This window comes from Veillonella faecalis (genome assembly GCF_024677885.1).
Classification (GTDB): Bacteria; Bacillota; Negativicutes; order Veillonellales; family Veillonellaceae; genus Veillonella; species Veillonella nakazawae.
Window position 1 is genome coordinate 1 of the sequence record NZ_JALBWL010000004.1, and the last position, 14,877, is coordinate 14,877.

A 14,877-nucleotide genomic window follows, 5' to 3' on the forward strand; every position below is an offset into this window, starting at 1 on the left:
GGGCAGCCAGTGGTAATAGAGTGGTTGTCAGATCATTCAATGCCCTCTTTAGAGGGCCACCACTAGAGAAAGACCCTTATAGGGTCAGAGCAAACCACCCGTTCTACGGGTGGTTATGATTTTTACAAAAATGAATATATAATGAAAATATTAATGAAAAATTAATGAAATTTTATAAGATTATATATATAAAAGTGATATGATTAGCTAAATTAGTATAGTGTATTTTTATAGGTGGATAAAATGGGGAATAATCTAAAAGAAGAATTTATTGATGTGATAAAACTTGTCACTAAAGATGTAACTAATGAAGTTATAACAAATACAACTTTAAAATCACTTGAAGCACATATTAAAAAACTTCAAGTAGCAAATGATATTATTAAAAATATTGAAACAAATTTATCAGATGGTCAAGATTTATATAGAAATATCAAGAATGAGACAAATAAAACGACAGTTGAGTTTTATAAGAACTTACATAGTTGGAATGAAGCAATTGAACAGGAAAATGCATTAATTTCTCAATTGATTGCAGAATCAAAAAAATTCAATGAAGTCTCTAATGTTCAACTTTCTAAATATCTTGCATACATAGAGAATTTGGATAAAGAATATAAAACTACGCAAACAATTATTCGTGGTATAGAGGATAGTTATAACAATTTTATTAACAAGCAGGAAACTTCTTTTGAGAAGTTTGTTTCAGAAATGAATGTATTGATTGGTAAAATTCAGGAACAATCAGAGGAGGATCGTAGCGACTACCAGAAGATGTTTAACAATTTATCTATGCGAATAAATATCGCTATAGCATTATTAATGTTACTAAATACATTGTTTGTTTTATTTTTCTTTATGAATTAAGGTGAATATATGTATAGTAACTCTGCCACTAAGTTAGAAACACTATTTTCTCATGTTGAAGATGCTTATAGAGAACGTGCACGACAGCATACTAAGCAATATATTTTAGCATTTGTAAAAAATTTTGAATATCTATTTCAATATACTAATCTTAAATATAAATATGGAGATAGTAAGATTTTCGGGCCAGAAATAAAAAGTATACAAGAAAATTTAGTTAAGATTAAATCTTTGGCCGAAGAATTAGATAATAAGTTTATGCTATTTGTTATGGGCAGCGGTAAAAATGGTAAGTCTACTCTCATTAATGCCCTTGCAGGTAAACAAGTAGCTAAGGAAAGTATAAGTCCAGAAACTTGGAAAATAGATGTTTTTACTAATTATGAAAAATCAGAATCAATTAAGTTGAAGTTTAAAGATGGTTCAGAAAAAATATATTCAAAAGAAGAAGCCTTAGAATATTTGCAAAATGAAGATTTAAAGGTTCGAGAATCTAAAAAAATAATAAGAGCTAAGCGTGATGAAGCTAGAGATAGTGGTTTGAGCATCGAGGCATTAGAAGAGAAACTTCAAGAACTTCAAAAGTATTATTTATATAGATCTGATGTAATAGAAATGGTTACACCTATTAAGAATAGTAAACTCCTAGAATCTTATAATCTAGTTGATACACCTGGATTAAATCAAGAAATTGATGGCATGGTTATTTCTAATGCAAAAGAATATTATAGTAAAGCTGATGGTATTATATGGGTATTGCCAGGTGATCGGATAGCTGGTGCTGGAGATAAAAAAGAGATCGAACGTGTATTAAAGGAGTATGGTAATCCACAAAATATTATTGCTGTAATTAATAGACTAGATAATATTATTGCTAATGGACAAACTGTTGATGGTGTTATTGCTGATGCAAAAAGGTTTTATGGTGATATTTTTAATGAATTTATTCCAATATCTGCACGACAAGCTCGACATGCTCAAGAAGTTTTAAAGAATAAACCATTATCTGATGAAGCTTATAAAAATGCTATTAGTGAATATGAGGCTAGTAGATTTGATTATTTATTAAATCATTTAAATCGAACTTTATTTTCTGATGCGTTAGCATTACAAATCAATGCAAAGATTAAAAATACCGGACTGGTATATTCAGACATCGAATCTAAAATACATGATATATATGAAACTTTATCAGAGGTTAATGATAAAAGATTAACTTTGCAAAAAGAACTTGAAGAAGATACGATGAATAGATTTATGAGGTGGGTTGATAAATTTACGGAATTTGCTAAAAAAGAAGTAAGTCGTGTTCGTATGACTTCTGATTTATATAATGATGAATTATGGAGAATGGAACCTAGGAAATTTAATAGTTTTGTAAAGGAACATATTGTTAAACCTGATGAAGTTTTAGTGGGAATTCAAAGAATTGTAAATGAGCTTTGTTTGGATTTCTCGGAGTTCCTAAACTATAAAAATTCCATTAGTTTATTTGTCGAATTTAAACATTTATATCCAGTAGAATCTAATATTAATTTTGCTGTTGAGTATAATGAATGGGATGATTTCTCAAATATAGCATCTAATTATACGGGTGGAGGTATTGTTGATACTTTCATCAGGGGCGTAGATCGAATGTTTAATGAAGAAAAAAGTAAGCGTATTACAGATCAATTTTATCAACAGTTAGAAAAGATTATTAAAAATATTATTAGTGAATTAGGCGATAAAATTGATGGATATATTACAAGTATAGAATGTAATATGGAAAACTCATTTTCAGAAATGTATGGATCGTCAGTATATGTAGAGGAATTTAAAGCTATATTAATAGAACTGATGAACTGCAAGCTGGGGGAAATGAGAGATTTATCAGTTCGAGATTTGATTTATAATTCTTAGTAAAAATCTGTGGTAATAATAAGGAGTTATTATGGAACTTTTAGCATCAATAGAATCAGCGATAAATAAAACGACAACATCACCTTTATATACTATACAAAATCCTTTAGCTTTAGAGATTAAATCATCTTTAGATATATTAGCTGATAAGGTGAATACTCCTTTAAGATTAGCAATTATTGGAGAGGTTAAATCTGGTAAATCAACGTTGCTAAACTGTTTTGCTGGTGGTGAAATTTCTCCAACGAATGTAAGTGAAGCAACGGCTTCTATTATGAAAATCTCATACTCATCAAGTGAAAGTGCAGTAATTAATTTTGTTGATGGAACTTGTAAGCCTGGTTCTGTAAGTGAAATATTTGATGAGTTAATTAAGTATCAAAATAATCAAGAGTATTTTAAAAACTGTAAGGATGTTGTCGTTAAGCGTAATATGCCAGGGTTAAAATCTTTGAATATTATTGATACGCCAGGCTTGGGGACTATCACACAACAGAATGAAGAAAGAACCATAGAATATTTCCAAGATGTAGATGTTGTCTTATGGGTATTTAATGGTAATTATTTAGGACAGACTGATGTTAATAATTATGTACGAACTGTATCTAATATGGGAAAACCAATAATCGCTATTATTAATAGAATTGATGAAGTTGATGGTGATCCTCAAGATTTAGTTGATTATCTTGATGATACTATGGGAGTATACTTTAAACGAGTTTTTCCGATAAGTGCAAAAAAAGCATACCATGGAATTGTAAATAATATTTCTGCTGAAATTGATTCATCAGGTTTTAAAACCTTATATGATTATTTACAGAATAATATAGAAAAACAGTCTGAAGTTGTACAAACAGAATCTATATTAAATTCAGTACAAGTATTAGAGAAACAGTTAAATCTTATCCACAGACAAGTATTAGATAATATAAATCTAAAGTTAGAGCTATTTGAACAGCTGGGGGCAAAGATTGATTATGCTTCTTCGTCTTTTAAGAGCGATATTAATAGTTATATTTCTAATTGGGCATATAATGAGTTTTTAGCAAATGCTGAATCTTCATTAAAGAATAAGGTCAATTCTATGGGAATGACATCAACTAATAGTACAGAAAAGGCTGTAAAAGATGAATTAGATAAGATTATTAGCAATGGTGATAATAGAGAAATCAAAGAATTTATAGATAGATTGAACATATATATAAATGAAAGTTGGCAAAGTGCTCTAGAACGTATAGATGAGGAACTTGAGGAGTCAATGTCTCTGTCTATTGAGGATAATTTTAAAACATATACAGAAAAACCCTCTTTATATAGTACAGTGGGTGAATCTTCTGGATTGCAAGATTCTATGATGACTGCTGTGGCGGCAGGGGGAGCTTTATCAGTTTATGCAGCTGTATTAGGTCCAGCTGCTGCACATGTATCTTTGGCAGGAGCATTAGGCGCATTCATGCCTCCATTAATGCTTGCTGGAGCGGCAGTGGGAGCATTAAAAATATTTACTGAAAATAAAAAGAAAAAAGACTCTTTGAACAGTCTCATTAGCTCTAGTATCTTAGCAATGAGAGAGGCTGTTTGTAATAAAATTAAAGATAATGTTTCTCCGTTCATCTCAGATATAAGAGAGAAAACTCTTAATGAAGCAAAAGATAAGTTTATTGGAAATAATTTTGATGGTATGACTACTGATGAAATTTATAAATTAAAGGCTAATGTGGAATTATTTTTAACACAATAATAGTAATATATGTTAGCTGATATTTAGAATGTTTTAAATATGAGGTGCATTATAAAGCACTAATAAGAGAATACATTAATGGAATCATTTGATCAAAATCAACGAATACAAAATAAAATGTATCCATTTGCTATGTATGAAGATAGTATATGGAATACATTTGTAAACAATTTTGCTATAAAATATTTAGAATGGAGTGGTAGGTTAAGTTTAGTAGACTATATTAAAACCTCGGTAGTATTAACAATTATTTTTAGTATAACAAGTGTGGGGCTATTTTTGATTATACCTTCAGTAAATCTATCAAAAGTATTGACTATATTTGTTACACTTTTTATTGGTGTATCAATTGTGCCATCAATTTCTTTACTGTGTCGAAGGCTTAATGATATTGGTTTGAATAAAACTAAATTATTATATTTACTTTTCCCTATTTTTGGAGCCTTATATCTTTTCTTTACTTTACTAAGAAAGAGTGAAGTAAGTATAAGCTATATTGAAATGGGAAAAAAGAACTTTTGGGGATCTAATTGGACCGTATCGACCTATAAGCTAATATATATTTTGAGCTTTTTACTTCTGTTTGTTGTTTGTAATATTGTATATAAGCCTTTAATAAATTCGACTTTATTAGTTAGTAAAGTTGAGACCATAGCATCTAATATCGCTGACGAATACACAAAATATACAACTATAGATTATATAAATCGAAATAAAGAAGATAAAAGCCTGAAGAGTAAGGCCGAACAAGAACGTGCTGAACGGGAACAAATAGAAAAGCAAAAAATTGAACAAAATCAAGAACGTATAAGACTAGAAAGTATAGAGAAGGTAAAACAAAAAAATATTGATCAGGCACAGAATGCTATAGAGAAATTTTATTTATCTATTGATCAGCAAAAATATAATGATGCATTTAATATGTTCTCTGATAATCAAAGAAATGTTATAGGTAACTTTTGGGATTGGAAGCAAGGGTATCAGAATACTATGTCAGTAGAATTGAAGCGGTTAGATTTAAAAAATTATTCTGATACAGCTATTTCTTTTGAGTATTTATTATATTCTAATGATAGAATTCCTAGTGGGGTAGAGCAAAAAGTTTTTAGAGGAAATATTATTATGCTGAAGATAAATGGAAGCTGGTATATAGACTCACAAGATGGAGAACTTTTGAGGAGTGAACTCCTTCGTGATTCATATAATTCGTATAAGGGACCTTCATATAATGGAAGATAATAACCTTTTATCATTGATGTGTTTATAAAAGAGGGCGTAGTATGAGTATCAAATATATCCTTATTATATTGCTATTTTCTTTGTTATCTTCTGGCTGCTCCTCTGAAACTAATACTAATACTAATACTAATAAGGTAGCTGATGGTAAAGCTACTGAGGCTATCAAACACAATCCGTATACTCATTCATATGATAATGAGTTACCACTTCAAAAGGAGCGGAAATTGGCATTGGAAGCATTAGAAAAGTCTGATAATATAAATGATATTAAAGAGTTATATAAAGTTTCGGTTAATCATGGAGATGGATATCACTTAGAATTAGTTAATAATAATTCTAAATTTGATTATTATTATTGGGGTGGGATAGATAAAGATCGACCAGATGGATATGGGGTTTTGATTGCTAATAATAGTAATCAGAAAGGGGCACCTCTTTTAGCTGGAGAATTTATTGATGGAATTCCATTAGGTTATATACAAGTATTTAAAAACCATAGGATATTGTACGAAGGGGTTGTAGACTCTTTTGGGCTTAAGTTTATTGAAACATCTGATAATTATGAGTTGAAACCTAAAAATCCTGATGAATATTTTGATAGACTCTATTTCAAAAAAATAATAGTACATCAAGATAATCAATACAATACATTATTTAATCAGTGTATTGTATTAGAAGATAATGCTGATAAGACTACTTTAATCAAGAAAGTAGTTACAGCTAAATCAGATGATTTATAAGCTGATATATTCTTATAGCTAGATTATTTTAGATAGAATTATTCATAATATAAAAAGAGATGCGTTAGCATCTCTTTTTTGTTATAGATTAAAGCTATGTTAATAAAATACCTATTGATATGGTCGGATTAATTGACCTCAACTATATCGAATGTTATCATAATATTATAATACCTTTAAAGGTATTATTTTTATTATGTTCATATCATGTAAGTATAGATATATTAGTTGATTAAAAAGACCGCCTATTTCTAAGTAAATAGGTTTAAGTAGGGACAATTATGAAATTTAAGAAAATAGCGGCTCTTTTGGGAGCTTTTACAATTGCTAGCAGTCTATTTATTGCGGGCTGTGGAAATACAGGTAGTAGCCAAAAGACTTGGCGCGTTGGTACTGATGCGACCTATGCACCATTTGGTTTTAAAGATAAAGATAGTGGCAAGTTAGCAGGTTTTGATATCGATATTATCAATGCTATTGCTCAAGAAGAGGGCGTTGAAGCGGATATTCAAAACTTGAACTTTGATGCACTGTTGCCTGCATTGCAAAGTAATACTATCGACATTGCTATTTCAGATATGACTATTTCTGAAGAACGAGCAAAATCTGTAGATTTTAGTAAACCATACTATATTGCAGGTAATGGTCTCGTTGTTAATATCGATAATACCAATATTAATAGCATTAAGGATCTAGAAGGCAAGCGCATTGGTGTATCTATTGGTTCTACGGGTGCTGAAATTGCCAGCAAGATTCATAATGCAGATGTACGCCAGTTCAATATTATCGTTGATGCCTTTTTAGAACTACAAAATAAAGGCGTCGATGTAGTTATCAACGATACGCCGGTAAACGAATATTACGTAAATGGGAAGGGTAAAGGTATCGCAAAAGTCACTGGAGAAGACTATGATGCGGCACCACTTGGTATTGCTGTGAAGAAGGGGAATGCAGAGCTTCTCAATAAAGTTAACGATGGTTTAGCTAAGATTAAATCAAATGGTAAATATGCAGAGATTTATAAAAAATGGTTTGGTAAGGAGCCACCAGCAGAAGATTTAAAATAGTTTGTAGATAGTACCTAAACGTATTATTTGTTATAATACGTTTAGTAAACCCCAAATGGTATGGGGAAGTATAGAGTAGGTGATATGATGGCTAAACGAAGAGCATTTTTAGATATAATTAAAAAGAAGGGCGCCCTCGTTTTAGATGGTGGGTTAGGTTCAGAATTAGAACGTTATGGCTGTGATCTTCAACATAAGTTGTGGTCTGCCAAGGTTCTTATGGATCAACCGGATGTCATTAAGAAAATACATATTTCCTACTTAGCGGCTGGTGCAGACATTATTCAAAGTTCTGGCTATCAAGCAACTGTAGCAGGTTTTAAAGGATTAGGGCTTGGTACGGAAGAGGCCATAGAACTCGTTAAACTATCTGTTCGTCTAGCAGTACAAGCTCGTAATGAGTTCGTGGAAGCCAAAGCGAGTGGGGCGCTTACACTTAGAGGTATTAAGCTGGGAGAAGAAACAGCAGATGGCGTTAAGTATTTTTCCGAAGGTGCATTACCGAAACCATTGGTAGCAGCCTCTGTAGGTCCTTATGGGGCCTTCTTGGCTGACGGATCCGAATACCGTGGATATCCTGATGTACAAACAGAATACCTTGAGGTATTCCATATCCCTCGATTAGCATTGTTTGCGGAAGAGAATCCAGATATATTATCCTTTGAGACGATACCATCTTATGATGAGGCCATTGCTATTGCTCGAGCCATGTCTGATCCATATACATCAAGGGGGATTCCTGGCTGGATTGCCTTCTCTTGTAAGGATGAACATTATGTCTCTAGTGGAGAAACCATCATTAAATGTGCGGAAATGATCGATAAGGTTCGTCCTATAACTGGCCTTGGTATCAATTGCACCAAGCCAGAATATGTAGAGTCCTTAGTTAAGGATATTCGTACAGTTACCGATAAACCAATTGCTGTATATCCAAATCTTGGTGAAAGCTATGATAGTGAAACTAAAACTTGGTATGGTGACCCTGGATCTTTTGTTGATTACGTAGATGCATGGCGCGCAGCTGGTGCTAATATTATAGGTGGGTGCTGTAGAACGACACCTGAAATCATCGGTGATATTGCAAAGAAAATCCATAGTTAATATGGTGAAATACATATAATATAAAAAGGCTATTTGGATTAATGAATTGCACCCCAAAAGTTGGACACAATTTTTGGAGGTGCAGTTTTTTTGTCTAAATACTTAAAAGATGTTAAAGAAAAATTATTAGCTTTTTGAAAAAGAAGTAGTCTTCTTTAAAATTACTAAGGAGGTTGAAATTCTAGAAAGTACTGTAAAAGGCTGGTTATACAAGTTTAATCTTAGGCATAATTTGTCCCATAAAATTAGTAAACAAGTATTTTCAGAAGATTTTAAACGTAAAGTTCTTGAAATTAGATTAAAGGATAAGTTATTTTTTTTAGAAACAGCAGAATTATTTAATTTAGATAACCCTAGTCTAACTGCAGCATGGGAAAAGCGGTATTTAAATGAAGGAGGGGCACAAGCCTAAAGGTAGGCCACTTATGAAGAATAAGAAAAATTAAAATACAAATAGATTCAGCCTCAAAAACAGATAAGGAACGCATTAAAGCACTAGAAGCTGAAAATGCTCGATTAAAGTATGAAATATCTTTTTGTGATGACTCTATGAAAGATATATGTGAAATTGCTAAACCCAATCGGGCTGTAAAAAAACACAAACAATTACCATCAAAAGATTAAGAAACATATATCCACTTCAGTTTATGCTCTAATTACTTTGGTATTAGTCGAAGTACGTATTATGCACGCCTACTAGTATAAAGAAGGGAGGTAAATATGTTGAAGAATGGGAGAATATTCGTACACTTGTAATGATGAATAAAGGTCGTTATGGATATTGCAGAATAATAATAGTATTACATAAATTAGGCTTCAATGTGAATCACAAAGTTGTGATATGTATTATGAAAGAAGAACACTTAACATGCAAGTTCCGTCTAAAGAAGTAGTGTTCATATAGGGGGACTGAAGGAAAAGTTGCCCCTAACATTATTTAGCGAAACTTTAGTGCACTAAAGCTGGATCAAAATGGACCATAGATATTACAGAATTTCACTTATTTGGTCGTAAGGTTTATTTATCGCCAATCTTAGACATGTATAACAGTGAATTTGTATCCTATGAATTGGTTGAGCGCCATGTATTAGCACAGATACTGTTAATGCTGGATAAAGCTTTTCAGGAAAGGCTAAATAGCCAAGGTTGCATACTACATTCAGATCAAGGCTGCTAGTATCAACATAGAAGATATCAAGAAATATGGAAATCACGCTGTCATCCAAAGTATGTCTCGAAAAGAAACCTGTTTGGATAATAGCGTGATAGAGAACTTCTTTGGCTTACTAAAATCAGAGTTGTTATATTTAGAGGAATTTACTTCCTATGAAGATTTTATTAACAAGTTAAGATGTTATATTGATTATTACAATACAAAACATATTAAGCTCAAATTAAAAGGAATGTGTCCGTTAGAATACCGAACTCATTCCTCAAAAGTAGTATAATTATATCTGTCCAAGAAAATGGTTGCAGATCATAAAGTCGAATACCTTTTGCATGGATATAAATAAAAGGGGCTGTAACAAAACAGCCCCTTTATACTAAAAATAGCTATTAGCTGATTATACAATCAACTAATAGCTATTTTTCTATATTTTATAAGGAAAAAGGGTCCCGAAGGACCCAATCCATTGGTATAATTAAATTATGAACAAAAACCACACCAATGAATTTAATTATACCAAACTAGTAATGCCTCGCCAACTAGTTTTACCATTGGAATATGGTCTTTTGATAAAAGAAACAGCACCTTACTATGGCGAAGATATCTAGTAAGTTAGATATAACATCACTATATATACTGTTTTATAATTAGTTATCTTCATAGGGAAACGAATTAATATAATTTTTTTCCATTTTCTTTTTAGTTTCTTCTATAAAAATCATTTCACTATCTAAATCCGCTGTTATGCCCCCTAGAAACCTCAAAGCATCTTCACTATTGTTAATGTATTTAATGTTATTGGAGTCAGTAATCACCGTTTCGAGCCTTAGTCCTGGAATGCCGCAATTGTCATTGGCTATTATATAATTGAAGCGTCTATGCTGCCGATTACAATAATAAGCAATATCCTTATACAACGGAATAGATGACTCATTTATTCTAATGAGTGCACCAACCATAAGTGCATATTTTTCTTTAAAATGTTGTGTAAATTCCTTTTGAAAATTACTTCTATGAGCTACGAAGAATATAATTTCTACGAGTTCACCATGAGGTCCATCGTCGTACAAAGTTAAATGATCACCTTTTAAAATCATAGATTCATTATCATTGGTCAGTTTTATATACTCTGAACGTGCATCTCTTAATATACGCATATATGCATCAAATAATTCTCTTGAATCAGATTCCTTATCATGGTTTACACTACTGAAGAATATTTTATAAATAATAAATGCGACAACTAAAAATACTAAAAATGCTAAAAGTACCATAATAATACGTCTCCGTTTCCTCATATAATACTCATGATATTATGTTAAGTATATCAAATTATATGAAAAATAAAAAGCTCTGGTTTTTGATATATATCTCCTCTTTTGCTGGATAACCAGTAAAGGAGGGTCTTTCATGAGATATAGATATGAATTTAAAAAGAAAGCTATTGAGTTATTCTATTAGGGGAAATGACCGAAAATACTTGCCGGTGTGTCAATACATACATTTTATAAAAAATATGAGGCTCGCTGGAAATCGACCAAAAGAAAAATATCATTCTTATAAAGGCCAAGTAGGAAAAATAGCCGATAATATTATCAATAGAGATTTTAGTACAATAGCGCTACTACAAAAATGAACTACTGATATATCTCAAGTTAAATTTTTATGGGGGAAGTGTTACTTATCTCCTTTCTTAGATATGAATACGAACGTGGCTGTTTCCTATATTGTAGCATTAAGATCTAATTTAGAGCAGATTTCTCGTATGTTAAATCGAGCACTAAAAAATACCCTAATCTTTCGGGGCTGATTCTCCGCTCTGATTAGGGATGGCAATACCAAAATAGCTATTTTAAGAACGCATTCGAGGAACATGGAAATATTCAGCCTGTGTCGAGAAAAGGACACTGTTATGATAATTCTGTGATGGAAAATTTTTTGCAGGCTAAAAACGGAAATATATTATGGCTGTGAAACAGAATGTTTATCATTTAATGCTTTTGCAGTAGCGATTGAAGAATATATTGATTGTTACAATAATAAAAGAATTCAGAAAAAAACACATGGATACTCCCTGTAAAATACAGGAAAACAGGGTTATAGGACAAAAAGTGTGTGTGACTAATCCCAATAAGTTGGAAAATCTGTAGACATATGTAGCTCATTCCAAACAGGAGCATCACCCCATTGAGGGATTGAACGATCTATTTGGCAATAATCAGATAACCGTTTGTAGATAGCAGCAATCGATTCATCTGTAGGCATACAATTTAATATATCTGAAATAGAAAGCGGTCTTGGTGAGTGCATATAGCACCACCAATAGACCGCTTTTAGTCTTCTTTCAAGTGAAAGGCCCCTATGAGCCCGTAACATACTTCTTAGTTGAGCATTTACTCCACCTTCAATACGATTATTTGTTGTAGGTACTGTAATATCAATGAATTCCAAAAATGTAAATAAAGTTTGTTGCCTAATCAGGCGCCATAATGATGATTCAGCTTTAAGCAAACGCTCATGTGTAGAGCGTTTGTTTCCAAATTCATCAATCGTCATTTCTCGTAAAAAATCAGAATATGTCATACGCCACGCTGAAAGCTCATTAATCCATATAAAGGCTTGATCCAATGTTTTCACATTAAATAAAGTTTTGGCAAGACTATAAAGGTCCTTTCCAGCTACCGTTTTAGGTCTACTTGTCGTATATCGTCTAACCTGACAAAAAATATGAAATAGGCATCTTTGGTGGCTACTATGAGGCCAAACTTTTCGTAATGCTTTAGGTAAACCATTAGCACCATCAGACACAACGATTTTAGGTTCAACAATCCGTTCCATTAAGCACTGCCAAGCTCTAGCATGCTCATAACAGCAGGCATACCAGCCTAGAACATGAGTATCATTGCAACAAATCAACACACATAAATTCCTAGATAAGTAAATTCCATCAAGATATACCACATCATGTACTTTTCCACTTTTGGTGGCAATGGCCATATGGACCAAAATTTAGCGGTTTTACGCCTAAATGTACGACCTTTACCAGGCATATCAGCTTGAATATCGGTACTAAAGAACCAATTCAAGAATAGGTTTAACTCTTTACTTAAGTTATTAATTTTAACAGTAAATGCCACCTTACAATGTTTGCAAAACCAACGCTGAGAACCAGATTTTAAAACACCATGTTTAATACATTTTTCATTACAATCAGGACATTTTATTTATCGCATAAACTCTTCCTCCATATTTGTTTATATATAGGAAGATATAATCTCATTTCAGTCAGTAATTACAAGGGTTAATTGATGTTTTCACCCACACTTTTTGTCCACCCTCAAACTTCTCCAGAAAAAGATTAAACCCTTATAACACTAGTAAATATCTAGTGTTATAAGGATTTTTACACACACTTTTTGTCCTATAAGCCGGAAAGTATAGGAATGAAATATAGAAAACTTAATAAAGTTAATACGAATATTATCGAATATATACAAACATACTAAAAAAACCAGAAGATTATATGATATCTATATTTCCATAGATTCTATAATACTTCTGGTTTTTTGATTTAGTGGCGGAGAGACAGGGATTTGAACCCTGGGTACGGGATAACCGCACACATGATTTCCAATCATGCTCCTTCAGCCGCTCGGACACCTCTCCATGTATTCTGTTGTGTAACAGGTACTTGTATAGTATATGAAAAAGTTAGATTTATGTCAAGCAAAAAATAGTGAAAATCTTAGACTTTCATAAGACTTTTAAAGTATAAGAAAAAGCCGCCTTTTCAGGCGGCTTTTAGTGTTAGTATTATAATACTTCTTTGATTTCAGCTGCATCGATGGATGCTTTGATATCGTCTGCCATTTTTTCGATTTTTGGAAGATCTTCTGGTTTTAAAGAGGATTTGATATCAAGTGGTTCGGATACGATTTCAATGTCTTTGAAGTCGTTTTCAAAGTGAGCAACCATTGTTTTCATTGCAGCAGATGCCCAAGAGTGGTTACCAATGATGGATACCTTATGGTTTTGGAAGTTAAGTGCTTTCAATTCATGAATGAAGTTTTCCATAGTAAGGTATAGGTTCAAATTGTATGTAGGTGCAATTGTTACCAAGTTAGTGTATTTCCAAGCATCAGCGATAATGTAGGACGCATTAGTTTTGGAAACATCGTAGATTTTGATATCTGTGACGCCGCGTTTGGACAATTGCTTAGCCAATTGTTGTGCGATAGCACGAGTGTTACCATACATAGAACCGAAGGCAATAACAACACCTTTTTTACAAGCTGTGTAGCTGGACCAGTGCAAGTATTTGCGCAAGATATAATCGATAGTTTCAGGTGTACGCCAGATAGGACCATGAAGTGGAGCAATACGCTTGATGTCAAGACCAGAAACTTTACGGATTGCATTTTGTACTTGAGGACCGTATTTACCAACTATATTTGTGTAGTAACGACGAGCTTCATCTTCGTAGGTAGCAACGTAATCAGTTTGGTCTGCAAAGATGTTACCGTTAACTGTACCGAATGTACCGAAAGCATCTGCAGAGAATAATGTACCAGTAGATTTTTCATATGTACAAGTTACTTCTGGCCAGTGAACCATAGGCATAGTGTAGGAAACTAGTGTATGTTTACCTAGGCAGATTTCGTCGCCTTCTTTTACTGTGTAGTATTGATCAGGTTTTGGAGAATTGTAGAATTGTTCAAACATGCGGAATGTTGTAGCGTTACCAACCATTTTACAGTTTGGATAGCGTTCCAATGTTTCCAACAATGTTTGGCAATGGTCTGGTTCCATATGATTTACGATGATGTAATCAAGGTCGCGACCATTTAATAGATGAGTCAAGTTATCAAAGTATTCTTCGCGAATTTCCGCATCTACAGAGTCAACAACACAAGTTTTTTCATCATCGATGAAATAGCTGTTATAGCTAACACCATTTGGAATAGGGAATAAGTTTTCAAAACGTTCTGTAGTCCAGTCATTACTACCAATCCAGTAGATATTATGGGTCATTTTCTGAGCACAATGCATAAT

Annotated in this window: 11 protein-coding genes, 1 tRNA gene and 3 pseudogenes; 11 read left to right on the top strand and 4 right to left on the bottom strand. The window is 32.5% G+C overall.

The features are described 5' to 3' along the window. Nucleotides 1-243: 243 nt before the first annotated feature. The 10 genes and pseudogenes from MOQ65_RS08010 to MOQ65_RS09665 all read left to right on the top strand — a co-directional run. The gene (locus MOQ65_RS08010) at nucleotides 244-867 is read left to right on the top strand and encodes a hypothetical protein (RefSeq protein WP_257847235.1); all 624 of its coding nucleotides are present in this window, start codon (nucleotides 244-246) and stop codon (nucleotides 865-867) included. Nucleotides 868-876: 9 nt separating this feature from the next. After that, nucleotides 877-2,769 (top strand): dynamin family protein, encoded by a 1,893-nt coding sequence (locus tag MOQ65_RS08015; protein ID WP_105081460.1) that lies wholly within the window; start codon nucleotides 877-879, stop codon nucleotides 2,767-2,769. 31 nt (nucleotides 2,770-2,800) lie between these two features. Then, entirely contained in the window at nucleotides 2,801-4,510 is a 1,710-nt protein-coding gene (locus tag MOQ65_RS08020; RefSeq protein WP_257847236.1) for a dynamin family protein, read from the top strand. 78 nt (nucleotides 4,511-4,588) lie between these two features. Further along, a complete protein-coding gene (locus MOQ65_RS08025; protein ID WP_257847237.1) occupies nucleotides 4,589-5,749 on the top strand; it encodes a DUF805 domain-containing protein in 1,161 nt (386 codons plus the stop codon). A 41-nt stretch (nucleotides 5,750-5,790) separates the two neighbouring features. Next, nucleotides 5,791-6,489 (top strand): hypothetical protein, encoded by a 699-nt coding sequence (locus MOQ65_RS08030; RefSeq protein ID WP_257847238.1) that lies wholly within the window; start codon nucleotides 5,791-5,793, stop codon nucleotides 6,487-6,489. A 281-nt stretch (nucleotides 6,490-6,770) separates the two neighbouring features. Further along, the gene (locus tag MOQ65_RS08035) at nucleotides 6,771-7,556 is read left to right on the top strand and encodes a basic amino acid ABC transporter substrate-binding protein (protein ID WP_257847239.1); all 786 of its coding nucleotides are present in this window, start codon (nucleotides 6,771-6,773) and stop codon (nucleotides 7,554-7,556) included. 87 nt (nucleotides 7,557-7,643) lie between these two features. Continuing rightward, entirely contained in the window at nucleotides 7,644-8,657 is a 1,014-nt protein-coding gene (gene mmuM, locus MOQ65_RS08040; protein ID WP_308221113.1) for a homocysteine S-methyltransferase, read from the top strand. A 740-nt stretch (nucleotides 8,658-9,397) separates the two neighbouring features. Next, nucleotides 9,398-9,550: an IS3 family transposase gene (locus tag MOQ65_RS09655; protein ID WP_373027852.1), complete on the top strand. Its 153-nt coding sequence runs from the start codon at nucleotides 9,398-9,400 to the stop codon at nucleotides 9,548-9,550. A gap of 92 nt (nucleotides 9,551-9,642) precedes the next feature. Next, a pseudogene (locus MOQ65_RS09690) lies at nucleotides 9,643-9,768 on the top strand (hypothetical protein); the annotation flags it as partial. A 39-nt stretch (nucleotides 9,769-9,807) separates the two neighbouring features. Then, nucleotides 9,808-10,105, top strand: a pseudogene (locus MOQ65_RS09665) (transposase); the annotation flags it as partial. Between the two features lie 367 nt (nucleotides 10,106-10,472). Here the strand turns inward: MOQ65_RS09665 and MOQ65_RS08045 are convergent. Beyond that, nucleotides 10,473-11,099, bottom strand: a complete 627-nt coding sequence (locus tag MOQ65_RS08045; RefSeq protein ID WP_257847241.1) for a hypothetical protein — start codon at nucleotides 11,097-11,099, stop codon at nucleotides 10,473-10,475. A 659-nt stretch (nucleotides 11,100-11,758) separates the two neighbouring features. On the opposite strand from MOQ65_RS08045, the gene MOQ65_RS09670 reads away from it, so the two are divergent. Further along, nucleotides 11,759-11,905 (top strand): IS3 family transposase, encoded by a 147-nt coding sequence (locus MOQ65_RS09670; RefSeq protein WP_373027853.1) that lies wholly within the window; start codon nucleotides 11,759-11,761, stop codon nucleotides 11,903-11,905. Between the two features lie 41 nt (nucleotides 11,906-11,946). Here the strand turns inward: MOQ65_RS09670 and MOQ65_RS08050 are convergent. The 3 genes and pseudogenes from MOQ65_RS08050 to MOQ65_RS08060 all read right to left on the bottom strand — a co-directional run bounded on the left by MOQ65_RS08050 (nucleotide 11,947) and on the right by MOQ65_RS08060 (nucleotide 14,874). Continuing rightward, nucleotides 11,947-13,049 (bottom strand): annotated as a pseudogene (locus tag MOQ65_RS08050) (IS1249 family transposase). Between the two features lie 351 nt (nucleotides 13,050-13,400). Then, nucleotides 13,401-13,491: transfer RNA gene (locus tag MOQ65_RS08055), tRNA-Ser, on the bottom strand. Between the two features lie 147 nt (nucleotides 13,492-13,638). Continuing rightward, the gene (locus MOQ65_RS08060; protein WP_105094716.1) at nucleotides 13,639-14,874 is read right to left on the bottom strand and encodes an FprA family A-type flavoprotein; all 1,236 of its coding nucleotides are present in this window, start codon (nucleotides 14,872-14,874) and stop codon (nucleotides 13,639-13,641) included. Nucleotides 14,875-14,877: the final 3 nt, after the last annotated feature.